Source organism: Humibacter sp., from assembly GCF_051954055.1.
GTDB lineage: Bacteria > Actinomycetota > Actinomycetes > Actinomycetales > Microbacteriaceae > Humibacter.
In genome coordinates this window covers 20,353-34,539 of the sequence record NZ_JBQCIE010000029.1, presented here as the reverse complement: position 1 = coordinate 34,539, position 14,187 = coordinate 20,353, and the positions used below count along the sequence as shown (strand labels likewise).

Genomic DNA, 14,187 nt, shown 5'->3' with positions numbered 1-14,187 from the left:
GAGGCGGGTGAGTCCGCGGTGCCGCATGGCTTCTTCCGCATCGGTCTCGACCCCGTCGGGGTCTAGGGCGATCTTCCACACCATGGCTTGCACGCGGGTTTGGTCGGCGGTGAACCCGCCCACCGCCGACGCGACAAGTTCGGCTTCTGCGGTGGCCCAGTCGGCGGGGTCGGCCCGATGCTCGATACCGGTCAAGGTGGTGATGATGATGCGGGCGGCGTCCTCACCGAGGTCACCGGCGGCGACCGCGTGCGCGACGGCAGGGAACTTCGGTGGCAGCAGGCCACCGGTGAGCGACCCGCGCACGGTCACCGCCTGACCGAGCGTGGCACGTCGGGCCGCGGTTCCCTCCGTAACGCCGGTGAGCCGTGCCGTCAACTCAGCGGGTGTGCGGCACCCGTTGCGAGCGGAGAGTCGTTCCGCACCCAACCCTTTCGGGGAGCGTTCGGCGACTTCTCCGGCGCAGTGCGCCCGCAACGCGTCCACCCGACGACCCAGCACCTCCACCGCCCGCGTCGCCTCCAGCAGCGCCTGATCGCTCAGGCCGCGCACCTCACCGGCGGGGAGCACACCGTCCAGCGCTGCGGCGAGCGCGTCGAACGCATCCGACAGTGTCGCCGCGGTGTCGGCGGTCGGTGTGTTCGGGGTGTTCATGTAGGCAAGTCAAACACCACCCACCGACATTCCGAATCGCATCCTGACCAGCACTTTCCCCTGTGGGCAGCTGTGCAGAACAGACGCCTGTGGACGGAAAGACAAAGCAGCCCGGAGTCGCCGTCACCGAGCGAAGAACCCGCGGTAGTACTCGTACACCCACCCCACCAGGCACACTGCCGCGAATCCCGCGCCGATGAAGACGAGCCAGACGCCCACGACGAAGCCCAGGAAGCCGAGAAAGCAGGCCGCCGCGAGAGCGAACGGCCACCAGCTCCACGGGCTGAAGTGACCCATCTCCGGGTCCCCTTCGTCGACCGTGGCCTCGCGTTGGTCCTCCGGCAGCTCGCCGCCCTGGGACCGGCGGGTGCGGTGCAGGAAGAACGCGATCATCGCGGAAAGAAGCGCACAGAGACCGAGCGGCGTTCCTCCCGCCCAGTCGATGTGCCCCTGGGCGAGAAGTCCCCATCCGGCGTAGACGTTGCCGACGATGAAGAAGTACGCGGCGAGACCCCAGAACAGAAGCGCGTTGACCTTCATCTCACTCGACCTTCCCGGTCGCGAGGTCGGCGGTGGGCGTATCCGCCGAGTCCACCCCCGGCCCTACCCCGATCGGCAACCCGACCTCTGGATGGTTCAGGTCGAAGGCCGGGGACTCGCTGCGGATGCGCGGAATCGACGTGAAGTTATGCCGCGGCGGTGGGCAACTCGTCGCCCACTCCAACGATCGGCCATACCCCCACGGGTCGTTCACGGTCACCTTCGCTCCGTATCGCGCCGTGATGTACACGTTCAGGAAGAACGGGATCATCGAGATGGCGAGGATGCCCGCCCCGATGGTCGAGATCTGGTTCATCCAGGTGAAGCCGTCCGACGGCAGGTACGTGTAGTACCTCCGCGGCATGCCGACCACCCCTAGCCAGTGCTGGATGAGGAACGTGGTGTGGAAGCCGATGAACAGCAACCAGAAGTGCCACTTGCCCAGCCGATCGTTGAGCATCCTGCCGGTCATCTTCGGCCACCAGTAATAGAAGCCGGAGAACATCGCGAAGACGACGGTGCCGAACACCACGTAGTGGAAGTGCGCGACGACGAAGTACGAGTCGGAGACGTGGAAGTCCAGGGGCGGCGAGGCGAGGATCACACCGGTGAGGCCGCCGAACGTGAACGTGATGAGAAAGCCGATCGCCCACAGCATGGGGGATTCGAAGGTGAGCGATCCCTGCCACATCGTGCCGATCCAGTTGAAGATCTTCACGCCGGTCGGCACCGCTATGAGCATCGTCATCAGGGAGAAGAAGGGCAGCAGCACCATCCCGGTGACGTACATGTGGTGCGCCCACACGGTGACGGAGAGCGCCGCGATCGCGATGGTCGCATAGACGAGGCTCTTGTAGCCGAAGACGGGTTTTCGGCTGAAGACAGGGAACACCTCTGTGACGATGCCGAAGAACGGCAGCGCGATGATGTACACCTCGGGATGCCCGAAGAACCAGAACAGGTGCTGCCACATGATGGCGCCACCGTTCGCCGCGTCGAAGAGGTGTGCGCCCAGGAGGCGGTCCGCCCCGGCCGCGAGCAACGCCGCCGCCAGCACCGGGAACGCCATCAGCACCAGGATCGAGGTGACGAGCGCGTTCCAGGTGAAGATCGGCATCCGGAACATCGTCATTCCGGGGGCACGCATGGTGACGATCGTGGTGATGAAGTTCACCGCGCCGAGAATGGTGCCGAAGCCCGCCAGCGTGAGCCCGAAGATCCACAGGGTGCCGCCGTACCCGGGCGTGAATGTGGCGGATGCCAGTGGCTGGTAGGCGAACCATCCGAACGAGGCCGCACCGCTGGGAGTCAGGAACCCCCCGACGGTCATCGCGGCGCCGAAGAAGTACGTCCAGAACGAGAAGGCGTTCAGGCGGGGGAACGCGACATCCGGTGCTCCGATCTGCAGCGGCATGATCATGTTGGTGAATCCGGCGAAGAGCGGGGTCGCGAAGAGCAGCAGCATGATCGTGCCGTGCATCGTGAAGAGCTCGTTGTACTGCTCGCGCGTTTGCACGACTTGCAGGCCCGGGGCGAAGAGCTGCGCCCGGATGATGAGGGCCATCACGCCGCCGATGCAGAAGTACACGAACGTGGTGACGAGGTAGAGGTACGCGATCACCTTGTGGTCGGTCGCGGTCAGCCAGGAGACGAGCACGTTCCCCTTGTGGCGCATCGATTTCGTCGCACCCAACGCGCGTTCTTCCGTATCAACCGCAACCACGAGGCCTCCATCACCGACGGAGCCACGCTAAAGAGGCACGAGAGCGGCCCGAAGGGGCTGACAGTCGGCCGCTCAGGGGTTACCCTCCCGGCGTTGCGCCGTGTTGCGATCCACGCCGGACGACGTCAACCCGTAGGAGCGGATCTCGGACCGGAGTAGACGGGATCCATGACCTCTTCATCACGCATCGTCGTCGTCACAGGAGCCAGCGGAGGAATCGGCCGGGCCTCCGCGATCGAGTTCGGCCGCCACGGTGACACCGTGGCGCTTCTCGCCCGCGGGGAGGCCGGACTCGCGGGGGCCGCCCACGAGGTCGAGTCGGCCGGCGGCAGGGCGATCACGATCGATGTCGACATGTCCGATTCCGACGCCGTGCACGCGGCAGCAGACCGGGTCGAACGGGAACTCGGTACGATCGATGTGTGGGTGAACGACGCCTTCACGTCCGTCTTCGCTCCGTTCCACGAGATAGCTCCGGATGAATACAAGCGCGTCACCGAGGTCGCCTACCTCGGCTTCGTGTACGGAACGATGGCCGCGCTGAAGCACATGCGACAACGCGACCGGGGAACCATCGTGCAGGTGGGCTCGGCACTTGCCTACCGTGGCATCCCACTGCAGAGTGCGTACTGCGGCGCGAAGCACGCCATCCAGGGCTTCAACGAGTCACTGCGCTGCGAGTTGCTGCACGAGCACAGCAACATCCACAACACGATGGTGCAGATGCCGGCCGTGAACACCCCGCAGTTCTCGTGGGTGCTCTCCCGGCTCCCGAATCATGCCCAGCCGGTGCCGCCGATCTACCAGCCCGAGCTCGCCGGGCGTGCGGTCGTGTTCGCGGCGGAGCATCCGCATCGGCGCGAGTACTGGGTGGGCGGAAGCACGGCGATCACGCTGATCGGGAACAAGTTCGCCGCGGGACTCGGCGATCGCTATCTCGCCAAGACCGGGTACAAGTCGCAGCAGACGCCCGAGCCCCGCGACCCGGACCAGCCGGTGAACCTGTGGGAGCCGGCCGACTCGGAGAAGGACTTCGGCACCCACGGAATCTTCGACAGCCGTTCGTCGTCCAGCAGCGTTCAGCTGTGGGCATCCCAGCACCACGGCACGGTCGCGGCCCTGGGCGCGCTGGCTCTAGGCGTGGTCACCGCCATTACCGCCCTCGCGCGCAAGGCCGTGAAATGAGGCTCGAGGCGGCGCGCGCGGCCCTCGGCAGCGCGGAGCTCGTCGCGCCATCCCTGGTCGCGCGGTTGCTGCTGTGGCGTAAGCCCGCGACGACGGAGGTCGTGGTCGCCCGGGTGCTCGGTGTGCGGCACCTCGTGCAGGCGGGGCTCACGTCGAAAGCGGGTTCGGGCATCCACGTGCTCGGCGCCGACGTGGACCTCCTGCACTGCGCCAGCATGCTGCTGCTCGCGGTCTTCGACGCCAAGCACCGGCGTGCCGCACTCACCACGGCGGCCATCGCCTTCCTCTTCGCCGTGTGCGAGTACCGGTTCGAGACGCGCGACTGAGCGGGGCCACCGGGGCGGCGGCCCGTTCACTTCGACTTGCGCTCGACCTTCGACCCCGAGGTGCCCTTGCCCTTCTTCACGGCCTTGCGCTGAGTGCCGGACTTCGACCTCGATCCGGATGTCGACTTCGACTTCGGCTTGCCCACGCGTTGCGGTGAGGGGGCTTCCGGCTCGCTCGCCTTCGCGATCGCCTCCGCTGCGCGCACGAGTGTGAGGTGGGTCAGCGCCTGCGGGGTGTTGCCGACCTGACGGTGCACGACGGGGTCGTACTCCTCGCTGAGCAGGCCGAGGTCGTTCGCGTAGCCGAGCAGCCTGCTCATCAGCTCGTGGGCATCCGCGAGCCTGCCCGACCGGGCGTACTGCTCGACGAGCCAGAAGGAGCAGGCCAGAAACGGATGCTCGCCTGGCGGCAGACCGTCGACGCTCTTCTTCGTGCGGTAGCGCAACGGCAGGCCGTTGTGCATCAGGTCCTTCTCGATCGCCGCGACCGTTCCGAGCATCTTCGGGTCGTCGGGCGCGCAGTAGCCGATCTGGGGCAGCTGCAGCAGGGAGGAGTCCACCTCGCTCGTGCCGAAGTACTGGGTGTATGTCTTCTTCTTCGCGTCGTACCCCTTCGTCTCGATGTCGCGCCGCGTCTGGTCGCGCAACTCCTCCCAATGCTCGACGGGGCCGTCCAGGCCGAAGTCGCGCACCCCGCGAGCCGCGCACTCGTACGCCGCCCAGACCATCGCGCGGGACTGCGTGAAGTATCGCGGCCGGCCGCGGATCTCCCACATCCCGCTGTCGGGCCGATCGCCGTGCTTCTCCAGGAACGTGACCAGCGCCTTCTGCAGCTCCCAGGAGAACTCCGTCTCCTTGATGCCGGCCTGCCTCGCCTCCTGCAGGGCGAGCATGACCTCGCCGACGACATCCGCCTGGAACTGCTTGTACGCGGCGTTGCCCACCCGCACCGGCGAGGAGCCCTGGTAGCCGGGCAGGCTCGGCAGCTCACGCTCGCCCAGGTAGCGCTCGCCCTTCAGCCCGTACATGATCTGCACGTCGGCCGGGTCTCCCGCGACCGCACGCAAGAGCCAGTTGCGCCAGTGATCGACGGCTCCGACGTAGCCGTGGCGCAGCAGAACGGAGATCGTCATGGATGCGTCCCTCAGCCACACGAACCGGTAGTCCCAGTTGCGCTCGCCGCCGAACTCCTCCGGCAGGCTCGTCGTCGCTGCGGCGACGATGCCGCCCGTTTCCGTGAAGGTGAGCGCGCGCAGCGTGATCAGGGAACGAACGACCGCCTCCCGGTACGGCCCCTCGTACTGACAGCGCTCCGCCCACTCGGTCCACCACTTCTTGGTGCCCTTCAGCAGCGCGTCCACCTTCGGGGGCTCGGGAGGAGAGGTGTGCGAGGCGAACCACGACAGGCTCATGTCCACCACCTCGCCCTCCGCCACGGTGAAGTCGGCGACATGGGAGTTCCCGTCCGCCTCGAGCTCCAGGCCGCGGACCACGGCGGAATCGCCGCCGGCGACGGCCAGCAGAACGTTCTCTGTGCCCTCCTTCTGCAGCCGCACCCAGGGCAGCGCATCCGCGTACCCGAACCGGATGCGGATCGCCACGTGCATGCGGACCGTGCCGGAGATGCCGCGGACCCGGCGGATGACGGTGGCTCTGTCATCCGCGGCCGGCATGAAGTCGGTGACCTCCACCTCTCCCTCGCTGGTCAGCCAGCGGGTGACGAGGACCGTGGTCTCGCCGTCGTAGTGCCTGGCCGAGGTGGCTCGCGGCTCGGCCGGAGCAAGCAGCCATCTGCCCTGTTCCTCCGTGCCGAGCAGGGCGCCGAACATCGAAGGAGAGTCGTAGTGCGGAAGGCACAACCAGTCGATGCTCCCGTCGCGTCCGACCAGCGCCGCCGAGTAGCAGTCGCTGATGAGCCCGTAGTCCTCGATCCCTAACGCCATGAACTCAGAAATACGCGCGTGCGTCAGGGCGGGCAAGGCGAGGCGGGGTGGTTGACACGGCGCTTGCGAGGGATGAGCACGGCGCTTGCGAGGGATGAGACGGGGCGTCTCGGCGCGTCGCGTGTTGCCTCCTGCGGCCCCGATCTGGCAACGTTTCCACTGACACCATGTCGTGGGGCGCCGACGGCCCTGCTTGAGCGCACATGCACCGCCGTCCGGGCGGTTTTCAAGGGATTGACAAGTTGTTGCCAAACCCGCGATCCTCGCCCTATAGTCATTTTGTGGTAACGATGCCACATCACACACGCTGGAGGTACTCCTCATGTGCAGCGCTCCGCCCACAAGGACAGCACCATGAGCTTCAGACCCGCGACCGCGACTGAGGTGATCACCACCGCGGACATCGACGGCGAACGCCGCGGTCGTCGTCGCGGCCGCAAGCCCGGTTTCAAGCAGCACTACAACAAGCGCGAGGCGATCGCGGGCTACCTCTTCATCTCGCCCTGGATCATCGGGTTCTTGATCTTCACCGCGTTCTCGATGGTCTACAGCCTGTACATCTCGTTCAGCAACTACAGCCTCGCCACGAACGTGGCGACGCCGGCCGGGATCGACAACTACGCCGAGTTGTTGCAGGACCCCAAGGTCGCCATGTCTCTCGGCAACACGCTCTTCTACGCCGTGCTCGCCGTCCCTGCTGAGATCATCGTCGCGCTGCTCCTCGCGATGCTCCTGGACAAGATGACGCGCGCCAAGGGTTTTCTGCGCACGGTGTACTACCTGCCCAAGATGACCCCGGCCGTCGCGACGGCCACCGTCTTCTTCCTGCTGCTCAACGGCAACACCGGTGCCGTCAACAAGTTCCTCGCGCTGTTCGGCATCCAGGGGCCGCAGTGGCTCGTCGATCCGGCGTGGATCAAGCCGAGCATCGTGATCATGACGCTCTGGGGCGTCGGCGGAACGATGGTGATCTTCCTGGCCGCGCTGAAGAGCGTTCCGACCGAGCTCTACGAGGTCGCGTCGATCGACGGCGCGGGCGCCTTCCGCAAGTTCTTCCGCATCACGCTGCCGATGATCTCCGGCGCGCTGTTCTTCAACGTCATCGTGCTGTCGATCGCCGCGTTCCAGGTCTTCGACCAGGCGTACGTCCTGTTCTGGAACAACCAGAGTCAGAGCTCGTCGGACTCCGCGCTCTTCTACGCGATCTACATCTTCCAGCAGGCGTTCCAGCAGTTCAATTTCGGATTCGCCGCCGCCATGGCGTGGCTGATGTTCGTGATCATCATGATCATCACGGTCATCCAGGTGAAGGTCGGCAACCGGTTCGTCTACTACGAGGGAGACCGCTGATGTCGATCCAGCAACAGACACCGGGCATCCCCCCGAGCCTCCCCGAGGCATCCATCCCCGTGCAGCGGCCGCCACGAAAGCGGCGCCCCGCGTGGTTCCGCACGCCGCAGACGTTCATCGGCCGTCTCATCCTGGTGCTCGTCGCCATCGCGCTGGTTCTGCTATTCCTGTACCCGTTCGCGTGGCTGATCTCGGCCAGCCTGAAGCCCCGCGGCGAGGTGTTCGACAACAACCTCATCCCGAACGTCTGGCAGCCCCAGAACTATGTGGAGGTCTGGAACCAGCTGCCGCTTCTCAGCTGGATCTTCAACAGCCTCGCGATCGCCATCCTGGCGGCAGTGACCGTTGCCGTCTCCAGCTCGATCGTCGCGTTCGGGTTCGCGTACTTCAAGTTCCCTGGACGCGGCGTGCTCTTCGGCCTCGTGCTGGCGACGATGATGCTGCCGGGCGCGGTGACGATGATCCCGATCTACCTCATCTGGAAGGATGTCGGACTGCTCGGCACCTGGGTACCGCTGTGGGGCGCCAATCTCTTCGGATCCGCGTTCTACATCTTCTTGCAACGCCAGTTCTTCTTGGGCCTGCCGCGCGAGCTCTTCGAGGCGGCCCGGCTCGACGGCACGAGCTACTGGGGCATGTTCTGGCGCATCGCCATGCCGTTGTCGATCCCGTCGTTCATCATCGTGCTGATCTTCGAGTTCCAAGCCAGCTGGAACAACTTCCAGGGAGCGCTGATCTACCTGAACGCCGGATCGCCGTCCGGCTACACGGCGCCTCTCGGCATCTCGTACGCCATGGCGATGTTCAATCCGGCGTCCGGCGGTCACGGCGACTACCAGTACGTCATGGTGGCGTCGCTCGTGGTGACACTCCCCATGCTCATCCTGTTCGCGTTCGGGCAGCGCTACTTCGTCGAGGGCATCGCCACGACGGGTCGCAAGGGCTGAACAGTTCACACATTTCTCCCGCAGTGGAGCGGAAAAGGCCGGGCCCCGGTCAAGAAAGGAATGAAATGCGCAAGAAGCTGATCGGACTGCTGGCCATTGGCGCGGTCGCAGTGCTGTCTCTCACCGCGTGTACCAGCGGCGGCGGGAACAACAACAAATCCGGTTCGAACACCGACTACAGCGCCAAGCCGAGCGGAACGCTCACCTCCTGGTCGTTCAACAATGCTGACGACGTCGGCAAGGCGCGCCTGGCCTACGCGGCGGCACAACTGAAAGGCGTGACGATCAAGATCGACGGCACGCCGTTCGATGCCCAGAAGTTCACCACGAGGCTCGCGAGCGGGAACGTTCCCGACATCGTGCAGCTCGACCGCACATCCGTGACGCAGTACGCAGCCCAGGGGCTCATCCAGCCGTTGGACAAGTGCTTCTCGGCACGCAAGATCAACCCCGACAAGCGGTGGTATCCCTACGTCGTCGACGACGTCAGGTACAAGGGGCAGATCTGGGCGACGCCGCAGTTCTACCAGCCGCCGGCGATCCTCGTGAACGTGAAGGTCATGAAGGCGGCCGGGGTCACCGAGGACCAGATCAACACCTCGAAGCCCGACGAGCTCATCACCGCCATTCAGAAGATGTACAAGGCATCCGGTGGGAACCCCTCGACGCTCGGGCTCGACCCGAACGTGCCCGGCAACATCGGCCTGTGGATCCTCGGGATGGGCGGCCAGCTCAACGACTCCAACGGCAAGCCGACCCTCGACAACCCCAAGAACGTCGCCGGTCTCGACCTGCTGAAGAAGATCATGGATGCCCAGGGCGGGTACGCGAAGGTTGAGAGCTTCACCGGCTCGTTCAACTCGTTCGGCAACAACAACCAGTTCGTCGAGAACCAGGTCGGCTCCCAGGTGGACGCCCAGTGGTACCCGAACGTGATCTCGCCGTACCTCGACAAGATCGACGTGCGCGCGGTGCCGTTCATGGCGTCCAACGGCAAGCCGTTCTCGGTGGCGAGCGGCACCTCGTTCGCGATTCCGAAGGGGGCCAAGAACCCCGTCGCGGCGTGCGCGTGGATGGATGAGATCACGAACTACGACTCGTGGATCGCGGCCGAGAAGGCCCGCGTTGCGACCCTGGCGAAGAACCACGGCATCAACACCGGCCTCTTCACCGGCTCGCCGCAGGCGGACCAGGCGATCCGCAAGCAGTACGTCAAGCCGTCGGGCAACTCCGACTTCGACCAGGTCATCCAGACCTATTACAAGGTGCTCGACTACGGCAAGACGTTCGGATCCAGCCCTGCCGGGCAGACGATCAACCAGGAGCTGTCGAACGCGATGACGGCTGTGCTGCTCGGTCAGAAGAGCGCGACCGACGCGCTGAAGTCGGCGCAGGCGGCGTCTCTGCGGGCATACAACAGCGCGGTCAAGGGCGGTTAGCCGCGCCGGTCATCGAATGCGGCATCGGCTACAGAAATCGGCATCCGCTACAGCAAAAAGCAGGCGCGGATGCCGATTTCTGTAGCGGGTTCGTGGGGGTTGCCTTCGCTACGTTGCCACGACGAGCCGGGAGACCGCGGGACGTCGAGGCTAGTGTTGTTCCGCCGTCACGCTGCGGCGCATGGTGCGCGTGGGAAGGATGCCATGATCGAGAACGAGGGCGATGGAACCCCACGCAGGGCGACACTCAAAGACGTCGCGCTCGCGGCCGGTGTCTCCCAGTCCACGACTTCCCGTGCGCTGAGCGGTGAGGGCTACGTCGCCTCCGATGTGCGCGAGCGCGTGCTGGCGGCGGCGGACTCGCTCGGCTACGTTCCGCACGCGATGGCCCGCAGCCTGCGCAAGAAGGACAGCCGCACCGTCGGCGTCCTCGTCTCCGACCTGCGCAACGCGTTCTACGCCGACCTGGCCGCGGGCATCGCCGCCAGGGCACGCCGCGAGGGCTACACGATGATGCTCGTCGACGATCAGGGCTCGACCGAGGCCGAGATGGATGCCGCACGCGCCTTCGTCGCCACCCGCGTGGCCGGCGTCATCGTCACCCCGCTCTCCGGCGACGTCTCCGACTATCTCGTTCGACAGCGCATCCCCGTCGTCGAGGCGGACCGGCAGTTCTCCGCCGGACGGTGCGACGCCGTCGTCATCGACAACGCGGGCGCCGCTCGCCGCATGACCGACCATCTCATCGACCTCGGCCATCGGCGCATCGCCCTCTTCATCGACGAGACCACGTGGACGACGGGCGGCGAGCGCGCCGCCGGATACCGGGCCTCGCTCGAGGGATCGGGCGTCGACGTCGACCCCGCACTCATCGTGTCGGGCGGATGGGACGCGGAGGCCGCGCGCAAATCGGCGGTCGACATGCTGGCTCGTCGCGATCATCCGACCGCGATCTTCGCCGCGAACAACCTCCTCGCCGAGGGCGTGTGGCGGGCGATGAACGACCTCGGCATGCGGATTCCGGAGGATGTCAGCATCGTCTCGTTCGACGACTCCGAGTGGATGAGCATGGTGAGCCCGGGCATCACCGCGGTCGCCCAGGATGCGGTTGCTCTCGGCGAGACGGCGCTCGGCCGTCTGCTGGAGCGACTTGTGGACCCGGCGGGTGACCCGGAGGTCGTCGTGCTCGACGCTCAGGTACGGCCCCGCGGATCGACGGCGGCGCCCCGCGTGCTGGATGCGCAGCCGCGCGCTCGCAATGCAGCAGCGACCGCTGCGCATTGAGGACGGGCTCGCGATGCCCGAATCGATCGACGTTCTCGTGTACGGCGGCACCTCGGCCGGAGTGTGCGCCGCCATCGCGGCGGCCGACGCCGGCGCGAGCGTCCTGCTCGTCGAGCCGGGGAGGCATCTCGGCGGGATGACGTCGGGCGGCCTCGGCTACACCGACGTGGGCGACGAGCGAGCGCTGGGCGGCCCGGCTGCGAGGCTTCGCGCCGACATCGCCGAGCACTACGCGGTGCCCGTCGGGCACTACGCGGGCCCCGAGCCGCACGTGGCCGAGCAGATCTTCGAGCGCTGGCTCGAGCGTTCCGGTGTGCGGGTCGAGTTCGGCGCGTCCCTCCGCTCGATCGCCATGCGCCAGGGACGCGACGGCGCCGAGGTCGGCGAGCTCGTGTTCGAGACCGGCCTCACCGTGTCGGCCGGGGTCGTGATCGACGCGACGTACGAGGGCGACGCGATGGCGGCATCCGGCGTGCCCTACCGCGTCGGCCGCGAAGACGCGTCGCTCTACGGCGAGCGGTTCGCCGGGCGCCAGGAGCTCGTGCCCGGCATGCACGCGATGCCGCCGTGGGTGTCGCCGTTCGCGGGCGACCCGAGTGGGCGCATCCAGTCGGGCATCCTTCCGCAGCTGCACGACACCGAGCTCGCTCCAGTGGGCTCGGGCGACGGCGGCGTCATGGCCTACGGGTACCGGGTGTGCTTGACGACGACGGCCGATCGGATTCCGTTCGAGCGACCGGATGACTACGACGAGGAGTACTGGGAGCTCGGCAGGCGGCTGTTCGCGAACGATCGGCGCAACGGCGTCGAACGGCCCGCCGGACGCATGCTCGGGCTCGAGCCCAACCTTCCCGGCGGCATGGCGGACGGCAACTCGCTCGGACCGGTCTCGCTGAACGTGCTCGACGGATCGGCATGGGAGTACCCGGATGCCTCGCCCGAGCGCCGCCGCGAGATCGTGGAGCACCACCTCAGTCACACCCGCGGGTTTCTGTACTTCCTCTCGCACGACCCGGCGGTGCCGGCATCCGTACGTCGCGAGGTCTCCCGTTGGGGGCTGCCGGCCGGTGAGTTCGCCGACACCGGGCACCTGCCGCACCAGCTGTACGTGCGGGAGGCGCGCAGGATGCTGGGCGAGACCGTGCTCACCGAGCACGATCTGCTCGCCGGTCGCATCCCGGAGGACACCGTCGCGCTCGGTTCGTACCACATCGACATCCGCGAGGTGCAGCGGATCTGGCGGTGGGTGTATGAGCATCCGGCGCCCATCGGAACCGTCTTCACGGAGGGCTACCTCTCCGTGCCTGTGCCGCTGTACGGCATCCCGTATCGCGCGCTCGTTCCGCGGCGGGAGCACGCCGCGAACCTGATCGTTCCGGTCTGCCTCTCGGCGTCGGCGGTGGCGTTCGCGTCCGTGCGCATGGAGCCGCAGTACATGATGCTGGGGCATGCTGCGGGAACGGCGGCGGCGCTCGCCGTGGATGCCGGATGCCCGGTTCAGGATGTTCCGCGCGAGCGCCTGCGTGAGCGGCTCGCCGACTCGGGGCAACGGCTCTCGCCCCGCTGAGCGCGAGCCGCGTAAGGCGGATTCGCCCGGGTGTCAATCCCCTGCCCGGAAGCGCGGGTTCGCCGCTTCTCGATGCACTATCGGGCCATGGAGAAGTTGCCCGGCGATACCGAGTTCACGGTCGGCGGCGTGCTCATGCTGCTGCCGCAGCCGGGCGTCGCCCCTGTCGTCGTGCTCGTCGAGGGCAACGCGCCGTCCTCCGTGCGGCTGGAGGTCTTCTCCGATCCGCGGGTGTTCGTGCGGGTGCGGAGAGGCGCCGCCGCACACGGTCTCCGCGAGCCGTACCGCGAACTGGCCGAGGAGTATCCGGCGGAGTCGACGGCGCCGGCCATGACCGTGGACCTGACCCGTTACGTGCGCGCGCGATTCGCGCACTCCGCGTCGGTGTTCGGCGCAGCGGATGCCGCGGTGTTCCTGCCGAGGGACGGCCGCGGGTCGCCGCACCGTCGCGTCCGCGTCCCGATCCCGTCGCTCGACCGTGCGTCGTGGCACGAGTTCGACCTTCTCACCGAGTCCAACGCCGAGTGCAGGTACGGAGTACGCGTGAACGATATCGAGACGGAACGGAGGGCGTCGTGACGGGGAAGGGTGCCGAGGTCCCGGACCCCGCGCGGCTGGATGCCACGGCCATCCTGCTGCTCCTCTCCGAGTCGCCCTCCGGCGGTACCGCCATCGTGCTGCGCCGACCGGTGTGTCCGGACTTCGTCGTCATGGGCGACGACACGCAGGAGGGGTTCGCCAGACTCCGTCGTGGCGCGATCACGTACGGCGTGCAGGAGCTGTATCAGGCGCTGCCGCGCGACATGATCCGCGGCGGGCACACGCTGCACGTGCGAGGCGACCACCGCAGGGCGCGGGTGGATGTCCCTGGCTCGCTCTTCGGCCCGGCACCGGAGAAGCTCTGGGTGCCCCTGGACGACGACGGGCATCCATTCGAGCGGATGCGCGTTCCACTTCCCTCGTTGGCGCGGCCCGCGTACGTCGAGTTCGCGTTCACCAGGTGGGCGGAGGACCCGGACGGCGCGCCGGGGAACGACGCGTTCGACGGCGTGCTCGAGTACGCGCTGAAGGGCGAGGCTCGAATGGGCGACGGCTACATCTGTCCGTACTGCGGCAAGCTGTGCGAGCAGAAGGAGCCGCACACGGCGGCGCACGGCGTGGCGGGCAGCCACCACTCCGGGGTGCCGACGCCTCCCGGTTCGTTCGTGGTCCGCGGCGCATGAGTCTCT

13 protein-coding genes are annotated in these 14,187 nt (G+C 67.0%); 9 read left to right on the top strand and 4 right to left on the bottom strand.

Features of this window, described 5'->3' with window-relative positions; all coding sequences use genetic code 11:
• The 3 genes from ACTHNC_RS03450 to ctaD all read right to left on the bottom strand — a co-directional run.
• Positions 1–654 (bottom strand): DUF222 domain-containing protein (locus ACTHNC_RS03450; protein WP_440293202.1); only part of this gene is annotated, 654 nt, incomplete at its 3' end.
• A gap of 123 nt (positions 655–777) precedes the next feature.
• Positions 778–1,194, bottom strand: a complete 417-nt coding sequence (locus ACTHNC_RS03445) for a cytochrome c oxidase subunit 4 (RefSeq protein ID WP_440293201.1) — start codon at positions 1,192–1,194, stop codon at positions 778–780.
• Position 1,195: 1 nt separating this feature from the next.
• Complete coding sequence (ctaD, locus tag ACTHNC_RS03440) at positions 1,196–2,869, bottom strand: aa3-type cytochrome oxidase subunit I (RefSeq protein ID WP_440293200.1); 1,674 nt, start codon at positions 2,867–2,869, stop codon at positions 1,196–1,198.
• Positions 2,870–3,085: 216 nt separating this feature from the next.
• Between ctaD and ACTHNC_RS03435 the strand changes: the two genes are divergently transcribed.
• Positions 3,086–4,102 (top strand): SDR family oxidoreductase, encoded by a 1,017-nt coding sequence (locus tag ACTHNC_RS03435; RefSeq protein WP_440293199.1) that lies wholly within the window; start codon positions 3,086–3,088, stop codon positions 4,100–4,102.
• Positions 4,099–4,428: a hypothetical protein gene (locus tag ACTHNC_RS03430; protein ID WP_440293198.1), complete on the top strand. Its 330-nt coding sequence runs from the start codon at positions 4,099–4,101 to the stop codon at positions 4,426–4,428. The genes ACTHNC_RS03435 and ACTHNC_RS03430 overlap by 4 nt, the downstream gene beginning before the upstream one ends.
• 26 nt (positions 4,429–4,454) lie before the next feature.
• On the opposite strand, the gene ACTHNC_RS03425 is transcribed toward ACTHNC_RS03430, so the two are convergent.
• A complete protein-coding gene (locus ACTHNC_RS03425; protein ID WP_440293197.1) occupies positions 4,455–6,371 on the bottom strand; it encodes a glycoside hydrolase family 15 protein in 1,917 nt (638 codons plus the stop codon).
• 354 nt (positions 6,372–6,725) lie between these two features.
• Here ACTHNC_RS03425 and ACTHNC_RS03420 point away from each other — a divergent pair, with 354 nt between their 5' ends.
• The 7 genes from ACTHNC_RS03420 (at position 6,726) to ACTHNC_RS03390 (ending at position 14,181) form a co-directional block, all read left to right on the top strand.
• On the top strand, positions 6,726–7,721 hold the full coding sequence (locus ACTHNC_RS03420; protein WP_440293196.1) for a carbohydrate ABC transporter permease: 996 nt from the start codon (positions 6,726–6,728) through the stop codon (positions 7,719–7,721).
• A complete protein-coding gene (locus tag ACTHNC_RS03415) occupies positions 7,721–8,668 on the top strand; it encodes a carbohydrate ABC transporter permease (RefSeq protein ID WP_440293195.1) in 948 nt (315 codons plus the stop codon). The genes ACTHNC_RS03420 and ACTHNC_RS03415 overlap by 1 nt, the downstream gene beginning before the upstream one ends.
• A 65-nt stretch (positions 8,669–8,733) precedes the next feature.
• Complete coding sequence (locus tag ACTHNC_RS03410) at positions 8,734–10,107, top strand: ABC transporter substrate-binding protein (protein ID WP_440293194.1); 1,374 nt, start codon at positions 8,734–8,736, stop codon at positions 10,105–10,107.
• Positions 10,108–10,311: 204 nt separating this feature from the next.
• Entirely contained in the window at positions 10,312–11,391 is a 1,080-nt protein-coding gene (locus ACTHNC_RS03405; protein ID WP_440293193.1) for a LacI family DNA-binding transcriptional regulator, read from the top strand.
• 13 nt (positions 11,392–11,404) lie between these two features.
• Positions 11,405–12,958 (top strand): FAD-dependent oxidoreductase, encoded by a 1,554-nt coding sequence (locus ACTHNC_RS03400; RefSeq protein WP_440293192.1) that lies wholly within the window; start codon positions 11,405–11,407, stop codon positions 12,956–12,958.
• 87 nt (positions 12,959–13,045) lie between these two features.
• Complete coding sequence (locus ACTHNC_RS03395) at positions 13,046–13,537, top strand: hypothetical protein (protein ID WP_440293191.1); 492 nt, start codon at positions 13,046–13,048, stop codon at positions 13,535–13,537.
• Positions 13,534–14,181, top strand: coding sequence for a hypothetical protein (locus ACTHNC_RS03390; RefSeq protein WP_440293190.1), 648 nt, complete (start codon positions 13,534–13,536; stop codon positions 14,179–14,181). The genes ACTHNC_RS03395 and ACTHNC_RS03390 overlap by 4 nt, the downstream gene beginning before the upstream one ends.
• The last annotated feature ends 6 nt before the right edge of the window (positions 14,182–14,187 follow it).

Coding starts and splice junctions, on each gene's coding strand:
- ACTHNC_RS03420 (WP_440293196.1), top strand. CDS start 6,726: ATGAGCTTCAGACCCGCGACCGCGACTGAGGTGATCACCACCGCGGAC.
- ACTHNC_RS03435 (WP_440293199.1), top strand. CDS start 3,086: ATGACCTCTTCATCACGCATCGTCGTCGTCACAGGAGCCAGCGGAGGA.
- ACTHNC_RS03395 (WP_440293191.1), top strand. CDS start 13,046: ATGGAGAAGTTGCCCGGCGATACCGAGTTCACGGTCGGCGGCGTGCTC.
- ACTHNC_RS03405 (WP_440293193.1), top strand. CDS start 10,312: ATGATCGAGAACGAGGGCGATGGAACCCCACGCAGGGCGACACTCAAA.
- ACTHNC_RS03415 (WP_440293195.1), top strand. CDS start 7,721: ATGTCGATCCAGCAACAGACACCGGGCATCCCCCCGAGCCTCCCCGAG.
- ACTHNC_RS03430 (WP_440293198.1), top strand. CDS start 4,099: ATGAGGCTCGAGGCGGCGCGCGCGGCCCTCGGCAGCGCGGAGCTCGTC.
- ACTHNC_RS03425 (WP_440293197.1), bottom strand. CDS start 6,371: ATGGCGTTAGGGATCGAGGACTACGGGCTCATCAGCGACTGCTACTCG.
- ACTHNC_RS03445 (WP_440293201.1), bottom strand. CDS start 1,194: ATGAAGGTCAACGCGCTTCTGTTCTGGGGTCTCGCCGCGTACTTCTTC.
- ACTHNC_RS03410 (WP_440293194.1), top strand. CDS start 8,734: ATGCGCAAGAAGCTGATCGGACTGCTGGCCATTGGCGCGGTCGCAGTG.
- ACTHNC_RS03400 (WP_440293192.1), top strand. CDS start 11,405: ATGCCCGAATCGATCGACGTTCTCGTGTACGGCGGCACCTCGGCCGGA.
- ctaD (WP_440293200.1), bottom strand. CDS start 2,869: ATGCGCCACAAGGGGAACGTGCTCGTCTCCTGGCTGACCGCGACCGAC.